Here is a 26,062-nt window from a genome sequence, read left to right as displayed (position 1 = left end):
CACTTGAAGAGACGCTCCGTCAGCGACAGTCTTTAGCAGGCAGGTCAGTCATTCTGCCCAGGAAGTCATTAGTCCATGACTGCATACTCTCTAACGTTAGGCACTTTGCCGAGGCACATTCATGACGTGTTTGAGGCTTTACCGAACCCATCTTGCATTATTGGTTACCCTTTCCATCTGTGCTGCTGCATCTCTGGGAGATCTGTGGCTAATCAAGGGATATCTATCGCCTACACAACAGTACGATTTCGAGGTCTACTTCACAGCATCTAGTGAAATCGCACAACATCTCGATGCACATCTTTACGATGAATCAGGAAATGGCTTGAACCCTCAACTTCGAGATGCAGATCCTTCTGGCACTATGGCTCATGTAGCGCGTCAGCAAGGGATTCAGCAAATCAAGCTTTATCTGTACCCGCCCCTTTTAGCAGACCTTCTTCAGCCGGTTGCCCGATTGAAGCTCCCAGACGCACTTTTGCTGTGGCGTTCGCTCAATATAGGTTTTCTCATATTGGCCTCGTTATCTATCGCAGCTCTGCTCAGAAAGACATGGTGGACCTTACCATCATTGATAGTTTTCTCAGGCCTTCTGTGCTTCAGCCCTATATGGCAGGCCCTTCACTACGGACAAATCACGTTACTGTTGCTATTTCTTTGGGCGACAGGGATCCTGGCCTACGCAAAGGGATGGACGAAGACCTCAGCAGTCCTACTCGGGATAGCTTCACTTCTAAAATTAACTCCACTGCTGGCCGTTGTTCCTCTACTTATTTGGCGTGATTGGCGTTGGCTTAGATCTTTTGGTTTGACTCTAGCGATTGGGCTAGGAGCCATGGTTTTTATAAACTCACCGCATGTGGTGATGTTTTACGCTCAGCATGTCGTGCCACCAATGTCCTCAGGTATCGGAGATCGGCAAAACCAGACAGTCTTATCAGTACTGCAGGTTATCTCGTCTGGCAGGCATCCACACCTAGGTAAGCTCGCTCCAACCTCGATCGCCTGGACGGGACATATTTTATCTGGCCTGCTTGTTGCGATAGCTGTTTTCTTGACAGTCCTTCGTCAAAAGAATCTATCAACATCGAGCAAGCCCATAATCCTCGCTGCTTTTGCTCTCTTGTCGCTATGTGTTTCACCTGTCTCATGGGTCGACGCGTTTGCCATAGGCTATATCTTGATTGCTTTACAGTGGAATCATTCTTTCGTACAGAAGACTTCAATTGTGCAACTCTTGCTCCTCACAGCGAGCACCGCTGCCTTAGGCGGGAGTCTTGCTATCAAACACATTCACAAATTGGACTCGTTTCTGTTTGCTCAATATCTACCCCTGTTCTTTGCTATTTACCTGGTTTTTTTCACGTTATTGCCATCTAGCATATCCCCAACAGAACATCCTCACCCGTGTTCATAAGGCACGAGAGCTCGCGAGTTAGTTTGAGTTATGTGAGTTATCCAGACGGATACTACACCAGAATGCTAGCCGATGGTGAGTAAGCTTTCAATATATAACTAATTAAAGTCTGGCTTTACAATTCTCATCAGCACCTTAACAGGTTAGCCCAAGAGCAGGCGCAGATATCCAACTACATTCTCGGTCGCCCTATCATATGTTGGGATATCTCCCCCTTCGGTGAGCGACATCGTGTCCTTCTCAATCTCGGAACGCAACCTACGCTATCGATGCAACGACTCGATTAGCTCATCATAGATCTCTTGAACTTTCACCGTCATGCGAGCACATGTAAAATTCTCAATACCCTTCTGTGCGTTCTTCTGCCATGTTTGCTTCAGAGCAGGATCAAGAAGAAGGTTGCTAATCGTATCAGCAAGGTAGGACGGGTTCTTTGCGGGAACGAGAATCCCGGCTGTTCCGCCATCAAGAGCTTCCGGAATGCCATCAACATGCGTTGCAACAATCGCACATCCCGCCTCTCTAGCTTCTAACAAAACCAAACCTAGCGAATCCCGCCTTGAGGCGAGAACAAAAACATCGGTCATCATGAGATAGCCCTGAGGCTCTGCCTGCCAGCCCTCGAAGTGTATTTGGTCACAGTGCGGCGAAAGTTTCGCTTGAGCCTCGAACAACACCCTTTCTGGGCCATCACCTACAAGGTAGAGTTGCGCATTCGGGACACGTAAGAGGACCAGATCGAATGCCTCTAGGAGGTCAGCAATTCCCTTACGATGATTTAGACCCGCAACCGTGGTGATCGCTGGACGTATAAGCATTCGTGGTGGAATGGATGTAAACGGCGCCGTTCTGGCACTTTGGAGCGGACCATTAAGTACGACACGCAGCTTCCATTTCGGGATTGTTCGCGCCATCGTTTCGCTTACAGACTGGCTGACTGCTATGACTCGATCTGCAACTCTCATCAGCGCTGATTCAGGATCATGAACGTTATGCAAATGGGCGACTAACGGGTACCGCGGAAAACGAGTGCACAGCCAGGCTAAAAGTAAGCTTGTCCGCATATGTGCATGGATGATATCCGGGCGGAATGCCTTGATTTTCCGAAAGAGCAATACGCTTGCTTTAACAAGGTTCACAGCACTCACGCGCTGATCAAGAAAGAAATACTCAATACCTAGTTTGGGAAGAAGCGCTGCGTATTCACCATGCCCCGCGACTATTACAACTGTATGGCCATTTCTGGCCTGCTCTGCCGCCAGGTCGACGGTAACATTCACGATGCCATTTCCCTTATTGGTAAGAGAGTTCAGAATATGGAAAATTCGCATCAGAACGCAACTTCCGGCTCACCCTGATGGAGCAGAGTTTCGGGCACAGAGCGCCTCCGAACATCTATGCGGGCTTCCATTGTAGCGTAGCCTAGTCCGATTACGCACCAAGTCAAAAAAGCAATAGGGCCGGTTAAGATATTGTTCAACGCAGCCTCTGCAATTAGTGCAAAGAGCGAAGTTTGGATAGGGGTCAGAGGTATCACAAGCTCGCATTTTGGAGCAAGAACAATGCGATAGCTCGCGCTAAATAGGCCGATGCAGAAGACTATCGACCCAATAACACCAAAGCACAGCAATAGATTGACGACGGAACTGTCGTGCTCCGCGTCCGAAGTGCTTTCTTTTCCCTTTTCGTCTCCTTCTACGCCTAACCCCAACCCAAATGGAGAGGTGGCAATCGAATGGAATACTGCAGAGTAGGTTTTAGTTCGATCGTAGGCGCTATTGTCGTTCGTGTCTGTCAGGCTGTTAAATCTGCCGGTGAGAGTTTCGTTCAGGGCTGGAACTTGCAGACCGATCAAGATGGTTCCCAGACAGATGGCCCCAATGACCACGATCTTCTTACGCTCTCGCGTAGGAAGACGGAATGCAAGGAACAACGCACCCGCAAGAAACGCCACCCAAGAAGAACGACTCATTGAGAGGAGGAGCGAGGCCAAGCCGGCACACAGGGAAAGATATCTGATTTTGTATTTAGACCCATATGAGATAAAAATCCCGACAACCAGATAGGCCGCTACAACCTGAGGTGCGTTCATCGTACTGAACACCCGAACTTCCATGGGACGTGCAGCGCCGAATGACACGAGTTCGGCTAGCTCCAACCATACTCGATCCCAATCAGGGAAGATGAAGTATTGCAGAATCCCATAAGCGCCCACGACAAGCGTGCCGTACACCATGACTCGTTCAAAGCCGGCGTACATCGTTCGGATGTGTTTGCGTTCTATTACCAAGTAAAACGCAAACAAAAGGTTCATTAGCCAGGCGGCAATTCCTGACGCTAAGCCACCTAAGAGCATTTGAAAAGCTGTTGTCGCTGAGGCATATATAACTGCTGCCAACACGCAGAGAAGCGCAGCATACCGTGACTGAAATATTTTCGTCCACTGCGGCACTAATACCCATAGACATGCACCGACGGCGACATAGGGTGCCACCATGATTGTGGTCTCTGTACTGCCTGTCTTGTAGTCGATGTAACGCCGCACCAAGGGTGTCAACATATAGAGCCAACACACTAGCTCTATGTACGCCGTCTTGTCCTTTCGGACAAAATATACCGCTAGGATGAGTGACAAGAGGGGCAAAACATATACAAGCACCCTTGCGATTGGTGAGACAAAAGACAAACAAGCAACTGCGGCCAAGAGCCACATCTTCTGATGGGAAGGACTGATGCGGGCGAGACAACGTGCAATCATGCGGCGGAGCTCCGTCCTTTGAACCGAAGGCTCATCTGATCTTTCAGTAGAATGAAATCTTCCCGCTTTGGAATGATATCCGGCGGCCGTATCTTAAGAAACATTCTAAACGAGAAATATACCAGGATAGTTCTGGCCACGGTTGAAATAGTGAGGGCGGTTGCGGCCCCAAGTACCCCCCACATCGGAATCAGCCACAGCATTAGGGGAATACTTAGTGCTAGTCCGATTGCTTGCAGTACAGTTCCCAATCCAGGTCGGCCCAAAGCCATGAAAGCTTGCGACAGTAAGAAGGCGCAGCCGGATATCGTCACTTCCAGCAACAACACTCGAAACGCACCAACACTATGGATGTATTTTCTTCCGTAGAAGATCTTTAAGAGCCACGGACCGACAAACGCCACTACTAAGCTGCCCATCAACGTTAGGCCTGCGCTAATCCTGGTTGCGCGTCCTGTGAGTCCAATGACCTCTTCCGTCGACAACCCCGTTGCTTTTGGAAAAAGGACAGTGACAGCGGAAGACTGGATAACGCTCATAATGCGGGATAAGCTTAGAGTGACAGCATAAAGTCCCATATCGGCAGGTGTGAGCAGGCGGATCACAAGAACCTGATCAACTTGGCTTCCCAATGTGCCAAGGAGATCTATTCCCCATGACCGAATTCCATAGCTGAGCAACATACGACAGGCCCACAGCCTGGGAAAGTGCAAGTATTTTGGCAGCAGCGGCCTGAGTTGCTTCAACATGAAGAAAAAGACAGGTATCGTCGGCAATGTGTAAGCCAAAGCCGCAATACTCACAGTCAGATGATGAAATGCTAAAGCTGAGAGCAAACCGACAAGGGTTAGTGCAGGAACCATCAGTTGCTGCGCGTTTGATTTCCCAAAAAGTCCATTTGCCTCTAGAACGGAACGGCCGGCGAGCGTGATAGAGCATATTGGCGTAAAGATAAGAAACCATTGTGCATTGATCACCACCCAAGATGGATATTGATGAAGCCATGATGGGAGAAAGTAGGTTCCCACCACCATCGTTATTACACCTGCGCACACGCTCATCGCCAAGCCCGAGCTAATAAGGTCTTCTTTAAATTCTGGATGGCGGCAGATAAAGTAGATCAGCGCAGTCGGTAATCCAAAAGTCGTAAGCCCTGCCAGGAACAAGGACCAGAGAATCATGGCAGCCAATTGCCCTCGTCCGCTCGGCATCAAAGCGCGAGCTGTAACAATGCCTGTCGCTGCATTCAATCCTTGCTGCAGGATTCTGCTGACCAACGTATTAGCAATTGCGTTTGTTCCATTACCTTGAGATACCATGGGCTCCGGCACAGATGCAGAGTCTATCGGGGCGTCCTCGAGTATGAAAGGATCTAGTTCATCTACGTCTTGAGAAATGTTGAATTCCTTCCGACGAACGGGTTTCCGGATGCCAGCAGTTCAGTAAAGGGAGAGACTAGCAATTTCAAGGAATTACCGGCTCTCCCACAGCTCGACATCCAATCCCGTCAGTGTATACTTTACAAGGATATCTTGTTCAAATCAAGCTAGGTCGCTTTATCATGTCGTCTTACTTTAGACATAACTTTTGTTGTGAGTGCTATTTAACTCTGGTTGTTTGAGAGCTGAGCCGAATATGTCCGCGTTAGCCCCGGAGCATACTTTAGCCTATCTTAGATGAGCTCAACTTAGTCTTACACCGAGGTGGGATTGCAAAGGAAGATAAGGGTACTCTTCGTCAATCACACTGCTAAATTGGGGGGTGGTGAACTCGCCTTGTGCGCGCTTATCCGCCACCTCGACCCGGCCTTAATAGATCATCGTGTTCTGCTGTGTGAAGAAGGTCCGCTCGTTGAGCGGCTGAGGATGTTTACGGAGGTCCATGTTGAGCCCCTCTCGGGGGAGCTTCGTGAAGCCCGGAAAGATGGCCTCAGCTCGGGAAAGATAGACTTCTTCAAGAAGGGTATGGAGCTTGTTGGTTATGTTTGGAGACTCAGCCGCACGATAAAGAGGCTTAGGGTTGACCTCGTCCACACAAATTCACTAAAAGCTGATATTTTGGGGGGGCTTGCGGCGCGGCTTGCAGGCACAAAAGTGATTTGGCATATCCGGGATCGGATAGAAGTTGACTATCTTCCTGCTCGGGTTGTCAGCTTCTTCCGACAATTGACCCGTTGGATCCCGCATGCAGTAATCACCAATTCCCACGCCACCATGGAAACGCTGCATCTCATCCCACACGGCGATTTGCGCAAAGAGCGTTTGGCCTGGAAGGGCCTGTCTCGAGTGATTCACGATGGGTTTGATTTCAGCACCTCCTCAAAGAAGCAAGCCATAACAGCTGGCGCTGTTACCATCGGGCTTATCGGACGCATCTCGCCTTGGAAGGGACAGGATGTTTTCTTGAGGGCCGCAGCAATTGTTCATCAAAGCTTTCCGGAGGTTCGGTTTCAAATTATTGGATCTGCCCTGTTTGGGGAAGAGGAGTACGAGAGGCACATTCACAAACTTTGTATGGACCTCCAGCTTGATTGTTGTGTAGATTTCCTAGGCTTTATCTCAAACATTCAGATGGAAATTGAGAGACTTGATCTCGTCGTACATGCCTCTACGATTGGAGAGCCATTCGGACAGGTTGTCATTGAGGGAATGGCTGCCGGCAAAGCTATCATCGCAACTCGCGGTGGAGGAATTCCTGAAATTGTCCTCAACGGCGAAACAGGAATTCTCGTTGCGATGAAAGATTCGCAATCCATGGCAAATGCGATGTTGACTCTCCTCTCTCACCCTGAACAGCGTGCAGAAATGGGAAATAAAGGTTTCCAGAGGGTCGTTGACTATTTCAGAATAGAGAAGACGGCTGACGGCGTAAGCCGTTTTTACCAAGAACTTAGTCAGTCGGACTCCTAATCAATTTTGAGATTGTTCGTTATTACTTCATCGCGTCAGTGACCATGTTTGGAGCTTATGTCATCATCCGCTTACCTTCCGGACCTGCAACATCCTCTAGCCCTCCACATTGGTATCAAGTATGGGAGCGGTGGAGAAGGCCGCGTTTTTTCCGAACTCTCAAAATACATGCCCTCTGCTGGCATTGACTTGATTGGGGTCGTAGGCGGACCTGATGATGTATCCCAATTCACACAAGGAAAAGTAGTCAACTTTGCGCTTGATGGCGCCGGTATGGCAAACCGCCTCATGGGGGCCCGCAAGGTGATAGGACAAATTCTGAAACAGTCCAGGCCCGATATTGTAGGATCGCATTTCGCTCTCTATACGGCACCAGCCTTGGATCTCATGAAGGGTTTACCAAAAGTCACTCATTTTCACGGTCCATGGGCAGATGAATCCAAACAGGAAGGCAGTAGCTCTGGGGCGGCATTTGCCAAGGCTCAGGTGGAAAATTATGTCTATCGTAATTCCGACCGGGTCATTGTTCTCTCCAAAGCGTTTGCTGAGCTTGTCACCGATAGGTATTCGGTGAACCCTGAGGTTATCCGTATTGTGCCTGGCTCGGTCGATATTCAACGTTTTAGTTTGGCAGACACCCGCCAAGATGCGCGGTTACATTTGGGTTTACCCACAGATCGTCCGATTTTGCTTTCAGTTCGACGTCTGGTTCAACGAATGGGATTATCCAACTTGATCGAGGCTGTGGCAGCGATCTCAAAGGTAATCCCAGATGTACTTCTCTGCATCGGAGGAGAGGGAGGCCTACGAAGCTCTTTAGAACGACAGGTGCGAGAGCATAACCTTACCAAGTACGTACGATTTCTTGGTTACATTGACGAGGCATCTTTGCCACGTTTATACCGCGCGGCAGACATAAATGTGGTCCCCACATTGGCCCTAGAAGGCTTTGGCTTGGTCGCTGCTGAAGCCTTGGCTGCCGGAACTCCTTCTATGGTCACTCCGATTGGTGGTCTTCCGGAGGTAGTGGCATCCCTTTCTGAGAACTTAATCTTCCGGTCTTCCTCTGTGGAGGATCTTGCAGACGGTCTCATTGCCGGGTTGCTGGGGAAAGTGAAACTTCCCAGCCAGTCCAATTGCGAATCGTATGCACGGGAGAATTATAATTCCACTCTTATGGCCGAGCGAACGGTTGCCGTTTATCGTGAGCTTTTATAATGTCGTAGCTCGGGGTTTTGCGTAGGCGTGATTTCACGCCAACATTGTTCAATTCTCTGCTCGGCCACCCTAAAGACAGACGAACTCAAATCTAATGCTGTTCAACAAAGGTCTGCGTGATGGCACAACAGGCTTTCGGCAGTAGCCTGCAAACGTGGATTTACGAATGACCAAGCACCTGATTCATGGGAAACTATGACGATTTCGGTCCTTTCTGCATTGATGGGACAGTTTGGCAACACCTTGGTGTCACAATTGGTTCCTTTTTCAAAACAATCCTAGTACACAGTTTCGAATCTTCATTGCTTCAGCGTCCAAAATAGATCGGGAATACTGCTAAGATTAGGTCCCTAGTTCCAGCTGAACGAGGCTCCTTGGAGCCCATCGTCTATCAACAGGAGCCAAGTACGAGCATTTATCTACGCCACAGTCATCTGACATTTGCGATGTACCTCCGGCTGTTCATGACAGAATACCTAGATCCCAGTCTGGAGGAGGTCCTGTACCTGGGTAGCGACATTATCATCTGTTGCGAAATCGATGATCTTTGGTCATTCCCCTCGGGGATGCTTATATCGGAGCAGCCCCCGAGCCATACGATGATTGCCAGCGAGCTCCACCGAACTTTGTGAATAACGGTTAGTTGGTCTACCGAGAGACAATAGGGATAGACCTGACAGCTTTATAGCGGTTGTGTTACTTTGGAACTCGATTTCGGATCTCAGGTTGTGTGACGCGGCGTGTCAACTTTCAGCCTCCGAACTTGGAGAACTAAATGAACGACCTTATAATCGCATTGCTCTTGGTCACAATGATTGCGCTTCCAGGCGTCCTCAAGATCGTCAGCTCGCGCTCGGACCTCGAGTAGTGCATAAGATCGATTGTGACGATGAATTCCGCAGCTCTAGCGACCGTCGCACAGTGGTTCGCAGTAAACCCCGTCATTCATGCAGACAGCTCTGAAGACGCGATAGGTAGCGGACGTTATCTTCCTGCTTGATACTCAGGTACTACGTAGGGACGATGTACACGTCAAAGATCATCACGCCAACCTGGAGTCCGATTAACACCAACTCTTCGAACCACTCCCTGTAGCGGGATGACCCCCTTTATGGTTTAGTAACCAGACCTTCTCCTAAGTATAACGCAACCATCTGATCATGAGTTGCATGGCATCTAGCATGAGTCTCGAAATCATGGCGACCCGTGTTTTCTAAGTTCGGTGAATCTTCTCGGGGCGCTTTTTTCTTGATCAACGCTGTACAGTCTCGAACTCGCCTAAAGTCCTCGACAATCGAACGATTGCTCAGTTTCGTCGTTCCTGCCGCGTGTGTCTCCCTCCTGTGACAAGTGTTACAGGATGGCATGCGGTGGCTAACCTTAGCAAGAGTTGCGGTCGACAAACATTACTGACGGGTAGTCTGGATGCTGGGAACTTTCCGCCAACGTTCAGTTTCTTAATATGAACTTAGCGTAAGCCGTGTACCGACTTCCCTCGTTAATTACGCTTCTAGAACAGAGTGAGAGCGCTCTTCCTTTTCTCAAAGAGTAGCCGGACTGTATACAGAACCCGTATGTCTGAAACAACTTCCCCGGACTGCCTGGATATCCAAGATGAGCGCTCTCTTAAGCATCGTGCGGGGTCGAAAATAAGAAGGCACAACTATCGCGTTGCACCTTCTTGGACTGACGATGACGGAGGCCGAGTTAGGTCCGCAATATTACGAGTTTTCTGTCGTAGATTGCGTTTCACCGCCTGCCAAGCTGGCCGCGGCGTTGGCGCTCGACACATTTTTAGAAGTGCCAGGCTTGAAAGACGTCTTCTTGGCTACAGCGGGTTTAGCTTTCACGATCTTTGCACGAGACGTTTTCTTCGATGCCTTAGCCGTCTTTTTTAGGAGGGGACTTGCTACTTTCGTGACCCCTGCTTTGTTGGCTTTCTTGGCAGCTTTGACAGGTTTAGTGGATTTCTTTGAGGCCGCCCATCTTAGTTTCTGAGCAGCTGCGATCCGTGCTCGCCCTTCTTCACTGATGCTTCGCTTACCGGTCGGCGGCACGACGCCGCCAGAAACCTTGGTAGGTTTGTTGAGAGAACCTTTCGGCCTGCCTCGCTGCTTGCCTGTCTCTTCCCTCTCATCAGACCCTGTAAGCAAAGCGCGTGCTTGCTGCAGGTGTGCAATTTCTTGATCAATGAGTGCCACAATTTGGTTTGTTTGCATATTTTCCTCAGATTTAGAATAGCTGGTTTTCCATCAAGTTGAAATTGTTCGTAACAATTTCTCTGTCAAAAGCTTTGAGTTTACGTTGAGAACAACAGATAGTTCCTGAAGATAGTGTTGCCTCTTCCCAGGTTGAAAGCTCATCGATCTCGATGAGGGTCGGCGGCAATAGCAGCGTAAGCGTGAACACAGACGTCACTAGCTTTTTAGCGTCCTATCATCAAGAGGATTCGATCGCTCCTTGTTAAGGCGACGATCCTATACTTAACTTGCTTTCGGCATTTCACAATGCACATCCAAAGAGTCCTGGTGAACCCGAGTGTCCGCGCTTTGCTTTGGACTGCTCTGATTGGCAGAACGCAGATGCAGGAAGCATAACAATGCTGCTTTTCGGCCTGAAGATAGTGATGATGAACAACGTTGACCTTCGTTTGGTTAGACTCGGTCAAAGATAGAGTCAACACTCCGGGATCCTTTATATTTTTAAGACCTTTTCTTCCGTCGAGAGCGCGACCCCTAACTTCCATTGCCGTGCACTCAGTCTAACTCCGCACACCTTCGAGCGATGTTTTTAGCGAGTACGATGGGATGGCCGCATAGCGTTGTTCCTTCCCCGCACTGGCCTGAGTAGAATAAGCGGAGCGAATAGATCACCTTCAGCGGAATGCCAAACCGCATTGCTCTCTACATCTCATGTCCTCTGTCTCTTGAAGGGCCGTATTCCAGACAACACGTCGCGAGGACATCTGGGAGCCGTCAGCGCAAGAAGGCGACCAGACATCTCCGGGGTCATGCCATCCAAGGCCGGGCCAAACACACGAGCCACTGTATGGAAGCTTTTCTCGTTGTTCTCGCCGCAGAACAGCGGAAGCACGAGAAACTGCCTCATCCCTCGAACATCTAGCCCGACAAACGTCGTCATTTGCCGCACAACTGCATAACGGATGGGCATAGCCGATCTAGGGTCATACTTACCATCTGATCCGTTGTAGATATCACTCCCCCCGGTGATTCCGAGCTGACATCGATCTTTGCCATACAGGAAAACGTTCAGGTTCTTACTTGGTCTCTATCCGCACCGGCGGATGACACGAAGCATAGGGATCTTCCCGTCCGCAACCCGCTGCCAGCGGATCGAAAAGGCTTTCGGCTCCTCAAGCGGACTCGGGCACTCGCTAAGGTGAAGCTGCGATAATTGACCAAAGCTACTCGCCATCCACAATCTGCTACGGCTCCATCCTGAAAGAATCGCTGGCCATCTTCAGCAACACCCTAACCAGCGGAGCGCCTGAACATAGGAGAATTCATCAAAACAGTACGAGACTACAGCCGAGCAACTCAATACTTCAGCCAAACAGGGCCGCCACATCCAACCCACAACCCCACAGCAAATCCAGGGCGCACCGCGACGATTCAACACCCTCTATATCAGAGCCTCTCAGGCGATATCAGACGCGCAAGGTGCTACCAGAGTAGAATGAGCTCACCGTCTCATCGTCGTTCAGGCGATCACTAGCAGCAAATTATTGCTGTATGACAATGCTAGAATCCATCGTTTATTGCAAACTGATAAAGGGCAAGTCGTGCTGCCAACACTTGCTGGAACGTGTTTACAGGTCTAGATACTCCATATGTCACCCGATCACATCGATGTCCTCATTCCCGCGTACAATGCTGCCAAGACTATCACCCATTCAATCCTCTCGCTTCAAAACCAGACCTTCAAAGATTTCTCAGTGCACATTGTCGACGACGGCTCAACCGACGGCACCGGAGAGCTGGTGAAAGCATTGATGATTGATGATCCTAGGATCAGACTGTATTCGCAAGCCAATAACGGGATCGTGGATGCTCTTAATAACGGATTAGGCTATTGTAGGGCGCGGTATGTCGCTCGGCTTGATGCGGATGATATCGCTCAGCCAGATAGATTAGCTACACAACTCAGATTTCTAAACGATAATCCCGATTTTGTGGCAGTCGGATCGAATACCAGACATATTGATGAAGCAGGGCTTCCTACAGGTAGCTATAGCCGTCTGAGTATGCCTATTAAAGGTAATCCCTATTCGCTCCCCGCAAAAGAGCCGTATATAATACACCCGACTTGGCTTGTCAGGCGGAGCGCTGTCGATCGCATTGGCGGCTATCGTCATGTGCCGCTCGCGGAGGACAGTGACCTTTTATGGCGGTTGAGCGAGATCGGTCAACTGCATAACTTAACAGAGATATTGACTGATTATCGTGTTCATGAGAACAGCCTTTCGTCTTCGTCAGTTGTCAACGGGCGCGTTATGGCGATAGGTTCTCAACTCGCGGCATTTTCGGCAAGGAGGCGACGAGAACACAAGAATGACATAGTGTTCAACAGTACAACAGTCAATTCTCTAAAAATCGTTCCCACCCTGAAGGCGATGACGAAGAGCACTGAGGTGGTACTGGGGCAGGATGAGCTTGTCGATTTCCGTGCTTGTGTTGCCGCTAAGTTGCTTGAACTCTCCTCCTACAGACCCTACGAGTTAGACGAGGGCGATTGCAGGTATATTCGCGATGCTCTCGCGGCAATGAAGCAATACAGACCAACAATATCTCAGAGTGAGGTCAGGGCGCATGCTATCAGCGCAGCAGCCCGCCTCTGTCGTGCAGGCAGATGGAGAGAGGGTCGTCTACTACTTAGGCCCGACGATACGATGTCGTTCGTCATTCGACTCCTAGGTCGCATGCCCGTATTGAGTACAGCTAGAGCATTTGTCCTAAGGAAACGTAGAGCCCACGAGATGGTGAAATAAAGGGTTCGATGAGCCGTCCATCTTCTATGTTCTTATCACTCGCGTATGTGTGTGTGGCAGCAGCGTCACGGACGCGAGAGGAATGGTGACATCTGCTGAGTCCCTGTAGGGACACCCTTCATGAACGTACATTGCTAGCGTGGTCGAGTTGGCGTGTAGAGATTTAGCTTAGAAAGAAGGACAACCCAAAAGCCTTTGCGAACAGCAGAGTAGCGAAGCAGGTAAAGACAGAGAAAATAGTTTTTTGCGCGCCAAGCACCTTCGAAGGCCCACCAATTTTCGGTGGCGTACAGTTCAGCAATTTTTCTGTCGTACAAATCTTTATCTCTAGCACACAACCTATCGCAGATCTCGGTTCGGAAATGCTGCATTGCTTTCGCTAAGGCAATCGGATCCGGGATGGTTCGTGTGTGCACGGACTTTTCCTTGCTGTACCAACCAATAGGCGTAGTGTAGATATAATTGCAACTATTAATAAGCTTAAAGCGTGCTCCCCAACATAACGCCTTGCAATATAAGAGGTAATCCTCTCCGTGGCGAAGTGCGCAGTCGTATCGAAGGTTATGTGTGCGAAGAAAACTTGTTCTAAGCAGCGGTTTTAGATAGCCTCCGTCGAGCTCGGTATTGCCTAACCAGCCAATAAGGTAGTCTGCTAATGTCAGAACAGGAGTGGAAAAGTCCTTATAGTAAGGCCCGGTCTCCCTCCTGATGGAGACGTCATAGGTCATTAAATTGTCGGCTATCAGATCAGAATCAGAAGAAGCCGATAATAGTTCAGCTAATCGATTAGGGAGCCACGAATCGTCAGCATCGAGTAGAGCGATCCATTCACCCCGTGCTTGATCGAAGCCTAAATTACGCGACTCTGCTGGGCCAGTATTTACTTCTTTTAGGATGAAGCGGAAGCGGTTGTCAGAACTGTACAGCTGCTTAGCAAGCTTCACAGTACCGTCTGATGAAGCATCGTCTACAACGATCAATTCCCAATCACTGAATGTCTGAGCTTGCACGCTATCTAAGGCGCGCTTCAAAGTGGCCACGGAGTTATAAACAGGCACGACTATACTTATCAAAATACTCGCCTCCCAATTCTTGTTAACTGTAATGCAGCAGGGATGAGAGGCCAAGCTCATCAATCATTGCGATCGCAACTTCATGTTCCACACATGGAAGGGTAACAACGTCAGTATAAGCGGCTCTGCCGGTGGCAGAACGAGTCTAAGAAGGTGGAGGAACTCATTGTGCATCACCTCAGAGCCTCTGGCGTGAAGCTGTAGAGACAAGATGGTTGTGAACATTACAAAAGTAATGGAGCTAAATGAATTAGCTATACCTAGACTCGAATCGCCCTTCTTCTGGCAACCGTTCGGCTGAAGCGCTCTGAATTGGCACTGTCAGTGCCGCCGAGTGATGTACCGTTTGCGGGCCATGGAGTCTGGTGTTAGCCTACTGGGAGGTCGGTCAAAAAAGATATTCCAAGTAGGCTCTTTGGCGTGCCATAACAGACCTAAAGATTTCAACGATTTCATCACCCTGACTTTCGATTTTAATGAGGATCCATGAAGTCTCCTGCCGCCCGAGTGATCGCTTTCTACCTGCCACAGTTTCATCCTATTCCTGAGAATGATGAATGGTGGGGCCCGGGCTTCACGGAGTGGACTAACGTAGCGAAAGCGAAACCGATGTTCCGTGGTCATAAGCAGCCACGTCTACCGGCAGACCTTGGGTTTTACGATCTCCGGGTGCCAGAGTCTCGCGAAAAACAGGCGGAGTTGGCTCGCAATGCAGGCGTAGAATCTTTCTGCTATTGGCACTATTGGTGGGGTCACGGGAAACGCATTTTGGAACGTCCATTTGAAGAGGTGCGCGACAGTGGCAGACCCGATTTCCCTTTCTGTCTTGCCTGGGCAAATCAGTCCTGGACAGGAATTTGGCATGGAAACCCTCGATCAATTCTGATGAAGCAGGAGTACCCGGGACGTGCGGATGAGGAGCTTCATTTCCGGTGGGCGCAGAAAGCTTTTGAGGATCCTCGCTATACATGCGTTGATGGGAAGCCCATGTTCGTGATCTTTGCGCCACATGACATGCCTTCGACAGAGGCTTTTTGTGAACACTGGAGAGAGTTGGCCCATAAAGCCGGCTATCCCGGTCTTCATCTGGTCGCCATTTCTAATAAATATGCAGACGGTATAGACCGTTACCGGAACCCGATCCTCAGGCCATTTGACGCGGTCACTCAGTTGGTGCCCCAGGACTATCTGGAGACGATCGGGCGCACTACGAAGCGTCGTGATCTTGTACGCAAGTGGAAGGAACTGGACTTCGGGGGCAGGCTAAATCATCTGAAACCAACGTCTTGGCGGCGTCCAACCCGGATACGGTACAAGGATGTCGTTGCACGTGCGTTAGAGGATATGCCGCAGGAAGAACGTTTTCTTCCTTGCGTTCTGCCAGGTTGGGATAACACTCCGCGCTCTTCTCATAGAGGCGTGATTTTTGAGGGTGAAACTCCAGAACTGTTTAGAACATTGCTGCAAAAAGCGGTTCAACATGTCTCCGTTAACTCCGTAGAACAGCGGATTGTGTTCCTAAAAGCATGGAATGAATGGGCTGAAGGCAACTACGTTGAGCCGGACGTCCTGCACGGCCATGCCTACCTAGACGTGATCCGTTCCGTTGTTTTCCCTGGTGTTTCGCAGTAGGGTGGCCAACATGTTGACTACCCAAGAAAGTGTTCCCCCTGAAACACTCAAGTCGACCTTTGATGCGCAAGAATTAAAAAAACGGTCCGTTCAAGGCGGTCTGCTCGTTATGGGTGCGCAGGCTGCGAAATTTGTGATTAAGTTTGGGTCCGCCATTGTGGTTGCTAGGCTGCTCACCCCGGCCGACTTTGGCATGGTAGCGATGGTATCTCCCATCTTGGGCTTCCTGAGTACCTTCAATGATCTTGGCTTTGGGCAAGCTATCGTCCAGTCACCTGACATCACCAAAGAGCAGATATCTGCTCTTTTCTGGCGCAATATGCTGATTAGCGCAGGGCTGGCAATTTTACTCAGCTTGATCGCGCCGCTGGCATCCAAGCTGTACCATGAGCCGCGTACGACCCCGCTCCTAATGGCTATGGGTGGAATGCTTATTCTCGCCACTCTTGGACTTGTTCCTAATGCGCTACTGAAACGAGAGATGCGGTTTGGACCCCTTTCCGCTATTGATGTGGCAGGCCTTCTGATTGGGACGGGTGTCACCATCGCGGCTGCGGCAAAAGGCTTCAGCTACTGGTCTCTGGTAATCGGCCAAGTTGCAACTTCGTTGGCCGGTCTCGTACTTGCCTTTATGTATACTCGATGGATTCCTACGCGGACTCTCAAGGCTGAGAAGCTAGGCGCATTTATGCGCTTCGGAGCGAATCTCACGCTGGTTAATGTGGCGACGTATTTCAGCATGACAGCAGACAATATGATTGTGGGCGCCGTGTCAGGCAAAGTGCAACTTGGTCTTTATGATCGGAGCTACACGCTTACGATTGGCCCTCTTAATCAGCTTCTGTCGCCAATCAGCCAGGTTTCCGTTCCCCTGCTTTCGCGGCTGCAGGATAAGCCAGAACTTTACAAAACCAGCTATAAACACATGCTACGCATAGCACTGACTCTTACCATGCCTGCAATGCTGTTCTGTGTGATGACGGCGAAGCATCTCGTTCCACTGATGCTGGGACCCAAGTGGACGCTTGCGGCTCCGATTTTTGCATGGGTATGCTTCGGCGGCTTGATAGCACCCTTATTCTCAAGCACAGGATGGATCTTTTCCACGCAGAATCGCACGGACGAGCAGATGAAGGCCTCCGTGGCAACCGCGTTCATAAGCATCATCTCCTTTGCGATTGGTGTGCATTGGGGAGCTGTGGGTGTCGCATGTGTGTCTTCCCTTTCCTTCACGTTTATTCAAATGCCATTGATGCTCTATGTCATGACGCGGAAGGGTGTCATTACCTTGCCCGACGTTGTGCAGACTTTGATTCCGTTCATCATCACCACATTGCTGGTCGCGATTCCGCTTTATTGGATGCGGTCTGCCTGGACGCTTCCCCAAATGGTCGGCCTCCTGCTCCTGAGCTATAGTCTGTTTGTCGTCCTGCTAATGATGCTCCCGGGCGGACGTGACTTTGTAAAAATGTTGCGCAATATTAGGGGAACGTTACGGCCATCCTGAAGTGTGTCTGGCGCCTAACGAATGTCGCATATATCCGTAACAGTTGCTGGCATCTCTTGTACTAGTCAGACCTAATGGAAGCGGACTTATGTCAATAGGCTAGGGCTCGCCCGCATCCGTTGCGCACGAGAACCTATCAGCAGAACTTGCCGGCTATCGCCATCCATTCAACCAACTTTTGGTCGTCTCGAGAGATATGAATCCGCGGTCAAAAAGCCTCTGGGCGTTCCAGTCATGGCACTGATGATGTCGGCTTTATCCGTTTTAAATAGAGGAGACGCGCTCCAGATAAGAGTACTGCAGAATGTGCCGTAACATTCGGCCTGAAGAATTTCTCTCATTGGGGCTTGATGACGATTAGCATGGTCTATTTGTGTGATCATAGCGTTATGCGAGTCATTGATACACCGTTGCAGGATGTAAAGTTGCTACGGCCAAAACAGTACCCCGATGAACGGGGTTGGTTTTCAGAGGTCTTCACTGGCAAGGGTTTCTCGGCATTGGGGCTGCCGGAGCACTTCGTTCAGGAAAATCAATCCTACTCAAGCCGAGGTGTCCTCCGTGGTCTGCATTATCAACTCGGCAAGCAACAGGGCAAGCTCGTGCGTGTGCTCTCTGGCACGATTTGGGATGTCGCTGTTGACTTACGCCCTGGTTCACCGGATTTTGGTCAGTGGGCTGGTTTCGAATTGACAGGTGATGAGCTGGAGCTCCTCTGGATTCCTGAGGGCTTCGGCCATGGTTTCCTTGTTACGTCTGAGTCCGCCAACGTCCTTTATAAGACAACTGGGTACTACTATCCCGCGGGGGAACGCTGTATCCGTTGGGATGACCCCTCACTCAAGATTGATTGGCCTTTAGAGGGTCTCGGCGTACCAAACATCTCTGCAAAGGATGCCACTGGCTCCTACATGTCACAAGCAGAGCTGCCACCGGCGTACTTGCCTAAATAGCGTCAAGGTGTCAGGTACCAGTCCTTTGCCTATCAGACATTGAAGGAGACAGATATTACCAGCCCATTTGTAAAGCCCTCCAACCAAGACCAGCCGGTCCTCATTACCGGCGGAGCAGGCTTCATCGGAGCCAACTTCGTACTCGACTGGTTCAAACAGCCCAACGCCCGACCGCTGATCAACCTCGACAAGCTAACCTACGCCGGCAATTTCGCAAGCCTGGCCCCGGTTCAGGACAATCCCGCCTACCACTTCGTCCACGGCGACATCCTGGACGGCGAGCTCGTCGCACGCCTCCTCCGCGAGCACCATCCCTCCGCCATCCTCCATTTCGCCGCCGAGAGCCACGTCGATCGCTCTATCTCAGGCCCCGAAGCATTCCTTAAGACCAACATTGACGGCACCTTCGTCCTACTCCGCGAGGCTCACACTTACTTCCAGACCCTCACCCCCGAAGAGCAGGTCACCTTCCGCTTCCTCCACGTCTCGACCGACGAAGTCTACGGGACCCTCACCCCCGACGCACCCGCCTTCCACGAGGACACCCCCTACGCGCCCAACAGCCCGTATGCCGCCTCAAAAGCCGCCTCCGACCACCTCGTCCGCGCCTGGCACCACACCTACAAGCTCCCTACCCTCGTCACCAACTGCTCCAACAACTATGGGCCCCTCCAATTCCCTGAAAAGCTCATCCCGCTCATGATTACCCAAGCCCTCACCGGCAAGCCGCTGCCCGTCTACGGCGACGGCCAGCAGGTCCGCGACTGGCTGTACGTCGGCGATCACTGCTCCGCCATCCGCGCCGTCCTCGCTGGCGGCCGCATCGGCGAGACCTACAACGTCGGCGGCGGAAACCAGCGGGCTAACCTCCAGGTGGTCAACACCCTTTGCGACCTGCTCGACGAGCTCGTCCCCCACTCGCCCTACGCACCGCATAAACAGCTGATCCGCTTCGTCACCGATCGCCCCGGCCACGACCGCCGCTACGCCATCGACGCGCGCAAGATCGAATCCGAGCTAAACTGGCATGCCACCGAAAGCTTCGAAACCGGCCTGCGCAAGACCGTCGCCTGGTACCTCGCAAACACTGCCTGGACCGAAAACGTCACCAGCGGCGCATACAAAAACTGGATCCAGCAGAACTACTCGCACCGCACCGAGTCCGGAGAGCCCCAGTAATGAAAGGCATCATCCTCGCCGGAGGCTCCGGCACTCGCCTCCACCCCGTCACCCAGGCCATCTCCAAGCAGCTCCTGCCCGTCTACGACAAGCCGATGATCTACTACCCTCTTTCGGCTCTCATGCTCGCCGGTATCCGCGACATCCTCATTATCTCCACCCCCAACGATACCCCGCGTTTCGAGCAGCTGCTCGGCGACGGCGCGCGCTGGGGTCTTAACTTGCAGTACGCCATCCAGCCCTCGCCCGACGGCCTCGCCCAGGCCTTCCTCGTCGGCAAGGATTTCCTCGCCGGTGAGGGCTGCTGCCTAGTCCTCGGCGACAACATCTTCTACGGCCACGACTTCGCCCGCAGCCTCCGCGAAGCCGCAGCCCAACCCTACGGTGCCACCGTCTTCGCCTACGCGGTCAATGATCCTGAACGCTACGGGGTGGTGGAGTTCGACGCCAGTCGCCGCGCCATCTCGCTCGAAGAAAAACCCCTCAAGCCCAAATCGCGCTACGCCGTCACCGGAATCTACTTCTACGATCCCCAGGTGGTAGAGATCGCCGAAAACCTCAAGCCCTCGCCGCGCGGCGAGCTCGAAATCACCGACATCAACCGCTGGTATCTGGAGCGCGGCGAACTCCGCACCGAGCTCCTCGGCCGCGGCATCGCATGGCTTGATACCGGCACCCATGACTCCCTGCTCGACGCCTCGAACTTCATCCAGACCCTAGAGCACCGCCAGGGCCTCAAGGTCGCCTGCCCTGAAGAGATCGCCTATCGCCTTGGCTACATCGACGCCGATCAGCTCCGCACCCTCGCCGCCCGTTTCGGCAAGAGCACTTACGGCAGCTATCTCACCCACCTGCTCGAAGAGGCCATCTACTAAATATGCCCGGAATTCTGATTACAGGCAGCACCGGCCAAGTCGGCGGCGAACTCGTACGGCTCTTTCGTTCGCAGAATCCATCTCTTGAAGTTCACGCGCCTGACCGCTCGCAGCTCGACCTCCGCGACCCGGCTTCCATCCGCGACGTCGTCCGCACCCTGCTCCCGCAGTGGATCATCAATCCCGCTGCCTATACGGCGGTCGATCGCGCTGAATCCGATCAGGAAGATGCTTTCGCCGTCAATGCAGAGGCACCCCGCATTCTCGGCGAAGAGGCCGCGGTGATCGGCGCACCTGTCCTTCACTTCTCGACCGATTACGTCTTCGCAGGCGACGCGGAACGGCCCTACGAGGAGACTGACCTCGCGAAGCCCCTCGGCGTCTATGGCCTCTCAAAGCTAGCCGGCGAGCGCAACCTCGCAGCCAGCGGTGCCGCCCACCTCATCTTCCGCACCTCCTGGGTCTACGGCGCTACCGGCAAGAACTTCCTGCGCACCATCCTCCGCGTCGCCCGTCAGCAACCGCAGATGCGCATCGTCGCCGATCAGCATGGTGCACCTACCGCTGCCCGGGATCTGGCGCAGATGACCGCAACCATCGTCGCCCAACTCGAGGAGACGGCAGGTGCGGGTGACCTTGCGGAAGCCATCCGCTCGATCCAAGGCATCTACAATGCAACTAACTCTGGCGACACGACGTGGTTCGGCTTCGCGGAAGAGGCTCTCCGTCTCCGGCGCGCGGCCGAACCCTGCATTAGTTTCGCGGAACTGATCCCCATCCCCACAGCCGAGTACCCAACGCCCGCTCGACGCCCTGCGAGCAGCCGCCTCAGCTGCGTTAAACTTAGTCGCACTTTCGTCATCCAAATGCGTCCTTGGCAGACGGCACTCGGAGAAGTCCTTAAAGAGATTTCCTAACCGTCCAACCTCCGCAACCGGTGACCCAGTCGGCTAGATGGTCACTTGCTTCGTTGGTTCTGGGGCAGGTAAATTCCAGCCAGGTAGACAACAAATAAGAAAATAGCCTCGAGAGTACACACCTCCGCTGAGCATTAACCCTTTGTCCAATCTTCTGTTCATCTGCTCAGGTTTAAGGAGCGGTAATGGACGGACAAAGGGAGAGGTTGGGGTACTCCAATGTTGCGCTTCCCAGTGTGTGGCAATCTATATAGGTCACGGTGCGAACATACAGCCCGAGGTAATATGCTAACCCTGCTTTGCGGTACAGATTCTCCGCTTAGTGCCAAGCACATTCTTCCCTTCTGCCATGGCGAACATCAAAGCATGGCATTTTCCGCGGACATGATAGGCTCAGTGATCGCCGACGGATATGCAGACAAGCGCTGACCTCAAAACGTCTCAATGAGAGCCCGCACGCAGGTTAATTTATTATAAATTCCAACAAAGAAAGGCCACCGAGGGAGGCATGTTGTCGTTATGACGAGCTTTTACTCCATTTGGCCCTCTGTGGTCTGCGTCGTCGGGCTGCTAGCTTTCGCGTCAACCCCTCTGTTTTCGGTGGCAGACACGGCTCCTACCTTAGAGATCAAGCGTGTACGCACTCTTGATGGGCTGAGAGGGTTCCTTGCGTTTGCGGTCGTCTTCCACCACATCGCGATCTACCGTAACTTTCTGCTCGATGGCAACTGGCAGGATTCACCCTCGCGCTACTACACCGAACTCGGGCCAATCGGCGTTTCCTTGTTTTTCATGATCACCGGCTACCTGTTCTGGTTCAAACTCTGCAAAGAGAAAGGTCGTCCTAACTGGCATTCTTTATACATTGGGAGGATCTTCCGTATCGGCCCGCTCTATATATTTGCAGTGCTGCTAGCGTTTGCTCTCGATCAGGTCCATGGCGCACCATTGCCCATCTACACACAACTCAAGCCGCTCGTGAGCCTCGGAGCCTTTCAGTATCAGGACCCGCACATGTTCCTTGCTGGGGTCACGTGGTCGATTAAGTACGAATGGTGCTTCTACTTCAGCCTGCCGATATTGGCTCTCCTGGCGAGGTATCCGAAGGTGCGGACGCCACTCCTTACGTTCGCGGCCTCGGCTTTTGCGATAGCAGCAACTCTCATGCCAAGAGGCGATGGATGGAAACCCACAAACGTGTCTATCATGCTATTGTTTTCGCTCGGGATGCTAGCCGTCCCTCTGAAGGATCAGCTCACGGCACTACCGGATAGGTATGCGTCAGTCATGAGTATCCTTCTGTGCGCTGCGGCCTTCCTGCCCAGGACAACCTACGCACCCATAACGTCTATTCTCCTCGGCGTCGTTTTCCTCCTTGTCTCCTCAGGAGCCAGCATCTTCGGCCTCCTAACGATGAGAGCAGCTATTCGTCTAGGAGACGTTAGCTATGGTATCTATCTGCTACAGGGATTGGCGTTGCTCTCCTTGCGCTTTACGCCGGTGCGAAGATTTGCCTTATCCTCGTCCCCTCATTTCTGGTTGATTCAGTTTGTAGAGGTCACGATGCTGGCGGTCACAGCAATGATTACTCATGTGTTGATCGAAAGACCGGGCATAAAGCTAGGTAGAAAGATTGCGGGGAATGCACCGCAAGAGACACCCCGTATTGGCTAGTAGCCAAACTAGAACGAACTGAGGCTATAGGACTGGTTGCAGCGGCGGAAAACGAGAGCGGTACACCTGATATAGGTATAGATAACGTTTAGACTCGAGCGCTGCGTTATCAAGAGGTTGGCGATGCTGCCGATAAGGGTTACATTGTTGCGCTTTCCGCTCCAAAGGAAAGACGCTCGCTCCGACTATTCAACAATCCAACAAGTTATTAGGAAGAATGAGTATTACCTTTCGATTTAGACAAGAACAAGGCAAAGGTGAGGTCACGAAACGCACCCATTTTTCCTTGCTGAGCTACCACGAATCGGAGCCACGCGTTGCCTCTTAGTGTAGGGGTAAACCGAATAGCTTGAAGTAAGCCTGGAGCGACACGCGTTCCAACGAGTAATGACCAAACGAAAAAAGCAAGTCTTCCTAGTGGTGTCAAAGCACCCCAGAGCCCCACCACCTCATTATAGTTAAAATCACGAAAGGGCGTTACGTTGGTGATTCTACCAACGCCACTGTAATGGCGCTCTTCACTTCGTTCGCCAGCGTAATGGTGCACGAGCGCAAGCGGGTCGTAGGCCAATTTCCACCCATTCTTCTTTACCGAGACGCATAGGCTGATGTCCTCACTCGACTGTGCCCCTAGTCCTCTCAGTCTTGTATCGCAACGCGAATCTTCTAGAGCTTTCCTTCGATAGCTCATGTTTGCGCCTTTAAGTAAATCTACTTCTCGCATGCTGCCAAATCCCAAATGATGGTTTCCAATGGTCCTTCCGAACCATTGCAATTTGCCGACCGTTTCGCGCTGTCGATCGTCAAAAGCTCCGTCAACAAAACAACGGTCCCGACCTCCAAGCCCACCTAATGACGGATTCTCAGCGAAAGCGGCGACAACTCTGCACAACCATTCCGGTTGAGGAACGGTGTCGTCATCAATCATTGCAACAACATCAGTTGTCGAAGCCTCGATACCTGTGTTACGTGCCGCCACAAGACCCGGAGTGTGCACGGCTACACGACGTATAGGTAAGTTCGCACTCTGATAAAAATCCAGAGCGTGATGACTTTCGAGATCATCGTGCCTGAGTACCACGACTACATCGTCTGGAGTGCAATTTTGGGACTTTAGACTATCAAGGCATCGCAAGAGATCAGCCGGACGTTTGTACGACGCTATTAAGACGCCTATAGACAAGAGATTTGACATGGAGTTCCATTCGCTTGAAGTGTCGAAGACAGTGAATGATCTGGGCGGAAGTGCCAGCCCACAGTCTCTTATTGAGGGGCCGCTGAAGTTGTAGAAGATGAGAGAAAAAGATTCATCAGGCAGTGGAGTTGGAACAGAAAAGAAGGCTTGCAGGATGCACCTGCATACCCTTGCTCCTATTGTACTGGGCCCGAGTCCCGATGGACGATGTTGTCGATTCCTGATGCCGCTGCTAAAGACCTCCCCTTACGTCTAGGATTGTCCCAAGCTCATTTCCTCGCTGCATTTCCTATAGGCACACCTGACTCTCGCGGGGTAAGATTAATCCAGCTTTCGGAGGCCACCATCGATGAGAGTTCGCTTCCGACGGCAGCGAGGAAGCCGGGGAAGAGAATGAGACCCACCCAATCTGTCAACGGACTAAATGAAACATTCCTCAAAAGCGCTGGCCCTCTAGATCTGGTCTTTTACGATGTAAACGATCCGGAGGATAAGCGCTTCTGGGCGGGAACTGCCTTTTACATAATCGGGGGCCTTCGGAAAGCAGGAAACCACGTTCATGTGATTGGAAGACTTGCCCCTCGACTGAGAAGACTGCTCATTGCCGCCTTCTATCATTCTTACAGACTCACACAAAAGCTTCATTACCATCCTGACCGCCACTTAGCTCTTACCAAACTGTTTTCGGCGATTGGCACCAGGAGACTGCAGAAATATCCAAGTGCAGATGCCATAATCACGGTCTCTGCAGCATTTTCCGCGTACCTGCGCACCTCTAAGCCCATAATTGTACTGCTGGACGCGACTTGGGGTCAGATAGTTGAAACCTATCCTTACTTCCACAGTTCCATGCAGCCAAAGCACATTGTAGCTTCGGGCTTTAAATTGGACCAGATCGCGTTCTCGAAACCAAATCTACATTTAGTCATGACTTCACAATGGGCTGCCGGCCGCGCCATCGTCGACTACAATATCCATCCCGCACGTGTTCATATCCTCCCTTTCGGAGCTAATTTTAGGGAAGATCCGGCGCGAGAGAATGTCGAAAGAGCGCTGCGGAATAGGAGCGGCGAGCGATGCAGTTTACTCTTTGTTGGTCGCGAATTTGAACGCAAAGGAGGTCCACTTGCCGTACAAATTGCTGGCGAACTAAGAACGTTCGGCATAGATGTCACTTTGCATATAGTTGGTTGCTCCCCGCAAAATCTCCCAAGCTTCGTTAAGGTCCATGGGCTACTCAGCAAAGATTCTGTGGAACACCTCTCCCTTTTGGATACCCTTTACTCAGAGAGTGATTTTTTTCTCATGCCTTCTACAGCTGAGGCTCAAGGCATCGTTTTCAACGAAGCTGCTGCATACGCTCTACCTGTTGCTGCATCCGACGTCGGAGGGGTTTCTGCTGTAGTTTCCAATGGAGATTGGGGTTTGCTTCTTCCGCCCGGGGCCGAAGCCAAGGAATATGCCGTATGGCTAGCCGCTCTCTTTAGAGATCGTCCCAGGTATATCAGGACAGCCCTTCGCGCTCGCGATGACTATGAGAAAAGATTAAGTAACACCGCTTACACGCGAGAGCTCACGAAGATTGTGCAGAGCATAGTACAGGCACACGAGCGGCCTGCGTTACTAAAGGATCGAAGCATTGATAGATCAGTTCGTTACTAATCTACGATGATCATGAGTGAAAACGTAACGAAGTAAATCTTTATGATTTGGCAAGAAAACTCAGCAGAGGCACATTATGGGAACT

19 protein-coding genes are annotated in these 26,062 nt (G+C 51.5%); 13 read left to right on the top strand and 6 right to left on the bottom strand.

Going from position 1 to position 26,062, the window contains the following annotated elements:
• Positions 1 to 160 precede the first annotated feature (160 nt).
• Positions 161 to 1,417: a glycosyltransferase family 87 protein gene (locus ACIX9_RS22700; RefSeq protein ID WP_198152256.1), complete on the top strand. Its 1,257-nt coding sequence runs from the start codon at positions 161 to 163 to the stop codon at positions 1,415 to 1,417.
• A 263-nt stretch (positions 1,418 to 1,680) separates the two neighbouring features.
• Here ACIX9_RS22700 and ACIX9_RS22695 read toward each other — a convergent pair whose 3' ends face one another.
• From ACIX9_RS22695 to ACIX9_RS22685, 3 genes are read right to left on the bottom strand one after another with little or no spacing between them, the layout of a single operon-like run.
• On the bottom strand, positions 1,681 to 2,697 hold the full coding sequence (locus tag ACIX9_RS22695; RefSeq protein WP_198152255.1) for a glycosyltransferase family 4 protein: 1,017 nt from the start codon (positions 2,695 to 2,697) through the stop codon (positions 1,681 to 1,683).
• A gap of 50 nt (positions 2,698 to 2,747) precedes the next feature.
• The gene (locus ACIX9_RS22690; RefSeq protein WP_013573224.1) at positions 2,748 to 4,175 is read right to left on the bottom strand and encodes an O-antigen ligase family protein; all 1,428 of its coding nucleotides are present in this window, start codon (positions 4,173 to 4,175) and stop codon (positions 2,748 to 2,750) included.
• A complete protein-coding gene (locus ACIX9_RS22685; RefSeq protein ID WP_198152254.1) occupies positions 4,172 to 5,506 on the bottom strand; it encodes an oligosaccharide flippase family protein in 1,335 nt (444 codons plus the stop codon). Before ACIX9_RS22685 ends, ACIX9_RS22690 begins: the two co-directional genes overlap by 4 nt.
• Before the next feature lie 378 nt (positions 5,507 to 5,884).
• Here ACIX9_RS22685 and ACIX9_RS22680 point away from each other — a divergent pair, with 378 nt between their 5' ends.
• The 3 genes from ACIX9_RS22680 (at position 5,885) to ACIX9_RS27860 (ending at position 8,934) form a co-directional block, all read left to right on the top strand.
• Positions 5,885 to 7,084 (top strand): glycosyltransferase family 4 protein, encoded by a 1,200-nt coding sequence (locus ACIX9_RS22680; RefSeq protein WP_013573222.1) that lies wholly within the window; start codon positions 5,885 to 5,887, stop codon positions 7,082 to 7,084.
• 57 nt (positions 7,085 to 7,141) lie between these two features.
• Positions 7,142 to 8,302 (top strand): glycosyltransferase family 4 protein, encoded by a 1,161-nt coding sequence (locus ACIX9_RS22675; RefSeq protein ID WP_013573221.1) that lies wholly within the window; start codon positions 7,142 to 7,144, stop codon positions 8,300 to 8,302.
• Positions 8,303 to 8,676: 374 nt separating this feature from the next.
• Positions 8,677 to 8,934, top strand: coding sequence for a glycosyltransferase (locus ACIX9_RS27860; RefSeq protein WP_041598246.1), 258 nt, complete (start codon positions 8,677 to 8,679; stop codon positions 8,932 to 8,934).
• Between the two features lie 1,089 nt (positions 8,935 to 10,023).
• Here ACIX9_RS27860 and ACIX9_RS26600 read toward each other — a convergent pair.
• Positions 10,024 to 10,521 carry a hypothetical protein gene (locus tag ACIX9_RS26600; RefSeq protein ID WP_013573219.1) on the bottom strand — a complete coding sequence of 166 codons (498 nt, stop codon included), beginning with the start codon at positions 10,519 to 10,521 and terminating at the stop codon, positions 10,024 to 10,026.
• Between the two features lie 1,631 nt (positions 10,522 to 12,152).
• Between ACIX9_RS26600 and ACIX9_RS22655 the strand changes: the two genes are divergently transcribed.
• Positions 12,153 to 13,310, top strand: coding sequence for a glycosyltransferase family 2 protein (locus tag ACIX9_RS22655; protein ID WP_013573218.1), 1,158 nt, complete (start codon positions 12,153 to 12,155; stop codon positions 13,308 to 13,310).
• 134 nt (positions 13,311 to 13,444) lie between these two features.
• On the opposite strand, the gene ACIX9_RS22650 is transcribed toward ACIX9_RS22655, so the two are convergent.
• A complete protein-coding gene (locus ACIX9_RS22650; RefSeq protein ID WP_157478369.1) occupies positions 13,445 to 14,368 on the bottom strand; it encodes a glycosyltransferase family 2 protein in 924 nt (307 codons plus the stop codon).
• Between the two features lie 501 nt (positions 14,369 to 14,869).
• Here ACIX9_RS22650 and ACIX9_RS22645 point away from each other — a divergent pair.
• From ACIX9_RS22645 to ACIX9_RS22615, 7 genes are all read left to right on the top strand, one after another.
• Positions 14,870 to 16,015 (top strand): glycosyltransferase WbsX family protein, encoded by a 1,146-nt coding sequence (locus ACIX9_RS22645; RefSeq protein ID WP_013573216.1) that lies wholly within the window; start codon positions 14,870 to 14,872, stop codon positions 16,013 to 16,015.
• Between the two features lie 10 nt (positions 16,016 to 16,025).
• Positions 16,026 to 17,522: a lipopolysaccharide biosynthesis protein gene (locus tag ACIX9_RS22640; protein ID WP_013573215.1), complete on the top strand. Its 1,497-nt coding sequence runs from the start codon at positions 16,026 to 16,028 to the stop codon at positions 17,520 to 17,522.
• Positions 17,523 to 17,872: 350 nt separating this feature from the next.
• Positions 17,873 to 18,475: a dTDP-4-dehydrorhamnose 3,5-epimerase gene (gene rfbC / locus ACIX9_RS22635; RefSeq protein ID WP_013573214.1), complete on the top strand. Its 603-nt coding sequence runs from the start codon at positions 17,873 to 17,875 to the stop codon at positions 18,473 to 18,475.
• Between the two features lie 39 nt (positions 18,476 to 18,514).
• The gene (gene rfbB / locus ACIX9_RS22630) at positions 18,515 to 19,654 is read left to right on the top strand and encodes a dTDP-glucose 4,6-dehydratase (RefSeq protein ID WP_013573213.1); all 1,140 of its coding nucleotides are present in this window, start codon (positions 18,515 to 18,517) and stop codon (positions 19,652 to 19,654) included.
• A complete protein-coding gene (gene rfbA / locus ACIX9_RS22625; RefSeq protein WP_013573212.1) occupies positions 19,654 to 20,529 on the top strand; it encodes a glucose-1-phosphate thymidylyltransferase RfbA in 876 nt (291 codons plus the stop codon). The genes rfbB and rfbA overlap by 1 nt, the downstream gene beginning before the upstream one ends.
• A gap of 2 nt (positions 20,530 to 20,531) precedes the next feature.
• The gene (gene rfbD, locus ACIX9_RS22620) at positions 20,532 to 21,446 is read left to right on the top strand and encodes a dTDP-4-dehydrorhamnose reductase (protein ID WP_013573211.1); all 915 of its coding nucleotides are present in this window, start codon (positions 20,532 to 20,534) and stop codon (positions 21,444 to 21,446) included.
• Between the two features lie 519 nt (positions 21,447 to 21,965).
• Positions 21,966 to 23,120 carry an acyltransferase family protein gene (locus ACIX9_RS22615; RefSeq protein ID WP_013573210.1) on the top strand — a complete coding sequence of 385 codons (1,155 nt, stop codon included), beginning with the start codon at positions 21,966 to 21,968 and terminating at the stop codon, positions 23,118 to 23,120.
• A gap of 208 nt (positions 23,121 to 23,328) precedes the next feature.
• Here the strand turns inward: ACIX9_RS22615 and ACIX9_RS25240 are convergent, their stop codons facing one another.
• The gene (locus tag ACIX9_RS25240; RefSeq protein ID WP_013573209.1) at positions 23,329 to 24,315 is read right to left on the bottom strand and encodes a glycosyltransferase; all 987 of its coding nucleotides are present in this window, start codon (positions 24,313 to 24,315) and stop codon (positions 23,329 to 23,331) included.
• Positions 24,316 to 24,708: 393 nt separating this feature from the next.
• Here ACIX9_RS25240 and ACIX9_RS22610 point away from each other — a divergent pair, with 393 nt between their 5' ends.
• Positions 24,709 to 25,977 (top strand): glycosyltransferase family 4 protein, encoded by a 1,269-nt coding sequence (locus ACIX9_RS22610; RefSeq protein WP_157478367.1) that lies wholly within the window; start codon positions 24,709 to 24,711, stop codon positions 25,975 to 25,977.
• Positions 25,978 to 26,062: the final 85 nt, after the last annotated feature.

This window comes from Granulicella tundricola MP5ACTX9, assembly GCF_000178975.2.
GTDB classification, from domain to species: Bacteria; Acidobacteriota; Terriglobia; order Terriglobales; family Acidobacteriaceae; genus Edaphobacter; species Edaphobacter tundricola.
The sequence above is the reverse complement of the archived record's forward strand: the minus strand, read 5'-3'. Positions and strand labels throughout refer to the sequence as shown.

Bases quoted from the DNA above. Each gene is read 5' to 3' on its own strand.
- ACIX9_RS22690 (WP_013573224.1), bottom strand. From the start codon at position 4,175: ATGATTGCACGTTGTCTCGCCCGCATCAGTCCTTCCCATCAGAAGATG.
- rfbD (WP_013573211.1), top strand. From the start codon at position 20,532: ATGCCCGGAATTCTGATTACAGGCAGCACCGGCCAAGTCGGCGGCGAA.
- rfbC (WP_013573214.1), top strand. From the start codon at position 17,873: ATGACGATTAGCATGGTCTATTTGTGTGATCATAGCGTTATGCGAGTC.
- ACIX9_RS22615 (WP_013573210.1), top strand. From the start codon at position 21,966: ATGACGAGCTTTTACTCCATTTGGCCCTCTGTGGTCTGCGTCGTCGGG.
- ACIX9_RS25240 (WP_013573209.1), bottom strand. From the start codon at position 24,315: ATGTCAAATCTCTTGTCTATAGGCGTCTTAATAGCGTCGTACAAACGT.
- ACIX9_RS22610 (WP_157478367.1), top strand. From the start codon at position 24,709: ATGAGACCCACCCAATCTGTCAACGGACTAAATGAAACATTCCTCAAA.
- ACIX9_RS26600 (WP_013573219.1), bottom strand. From the start codon at position 10,521: ATGCAAACAAACCAAATTGTGGCACTCATTGATCAAGAAATTGCACAC.
- ACIX9_RS22655 (WP_013573218.1), top strand. From the start codon at position 12,153: ATGTCACCCGATCACATCGATGTCCTCATTCCCGCGTACAATGCTGCC.
- rfbA (WP_013573212.1), top strand. From the start codon at position 19,654: ATGAAAGGCATCATCCTCGCCGGAGGCTCCGGCACTCGCCTCCACCCC.
- ACIX9_RS22640 (WP_013573215.1), top strand. From the start codon at position 16,026: ATGTTGACTACCCAAGAAAGTGTTCCCCCTGAAACACTCAAGTCGACC.
- ACIX9_RS22645 (WP_013573216.1), top strand. From the start codon at position 14,870: ATGAAGTCTCCTGCCGCCCGAGTGATCGCTTTCTACCTGCCACAGTTT.
- ACIX9_RS22675 (WP_013573221.1), top strand. From the start codon at position 7,142: ATGTCATCATCCGCTTACCTTCCGGACCTGCAACATCCTCTAGCCCTC.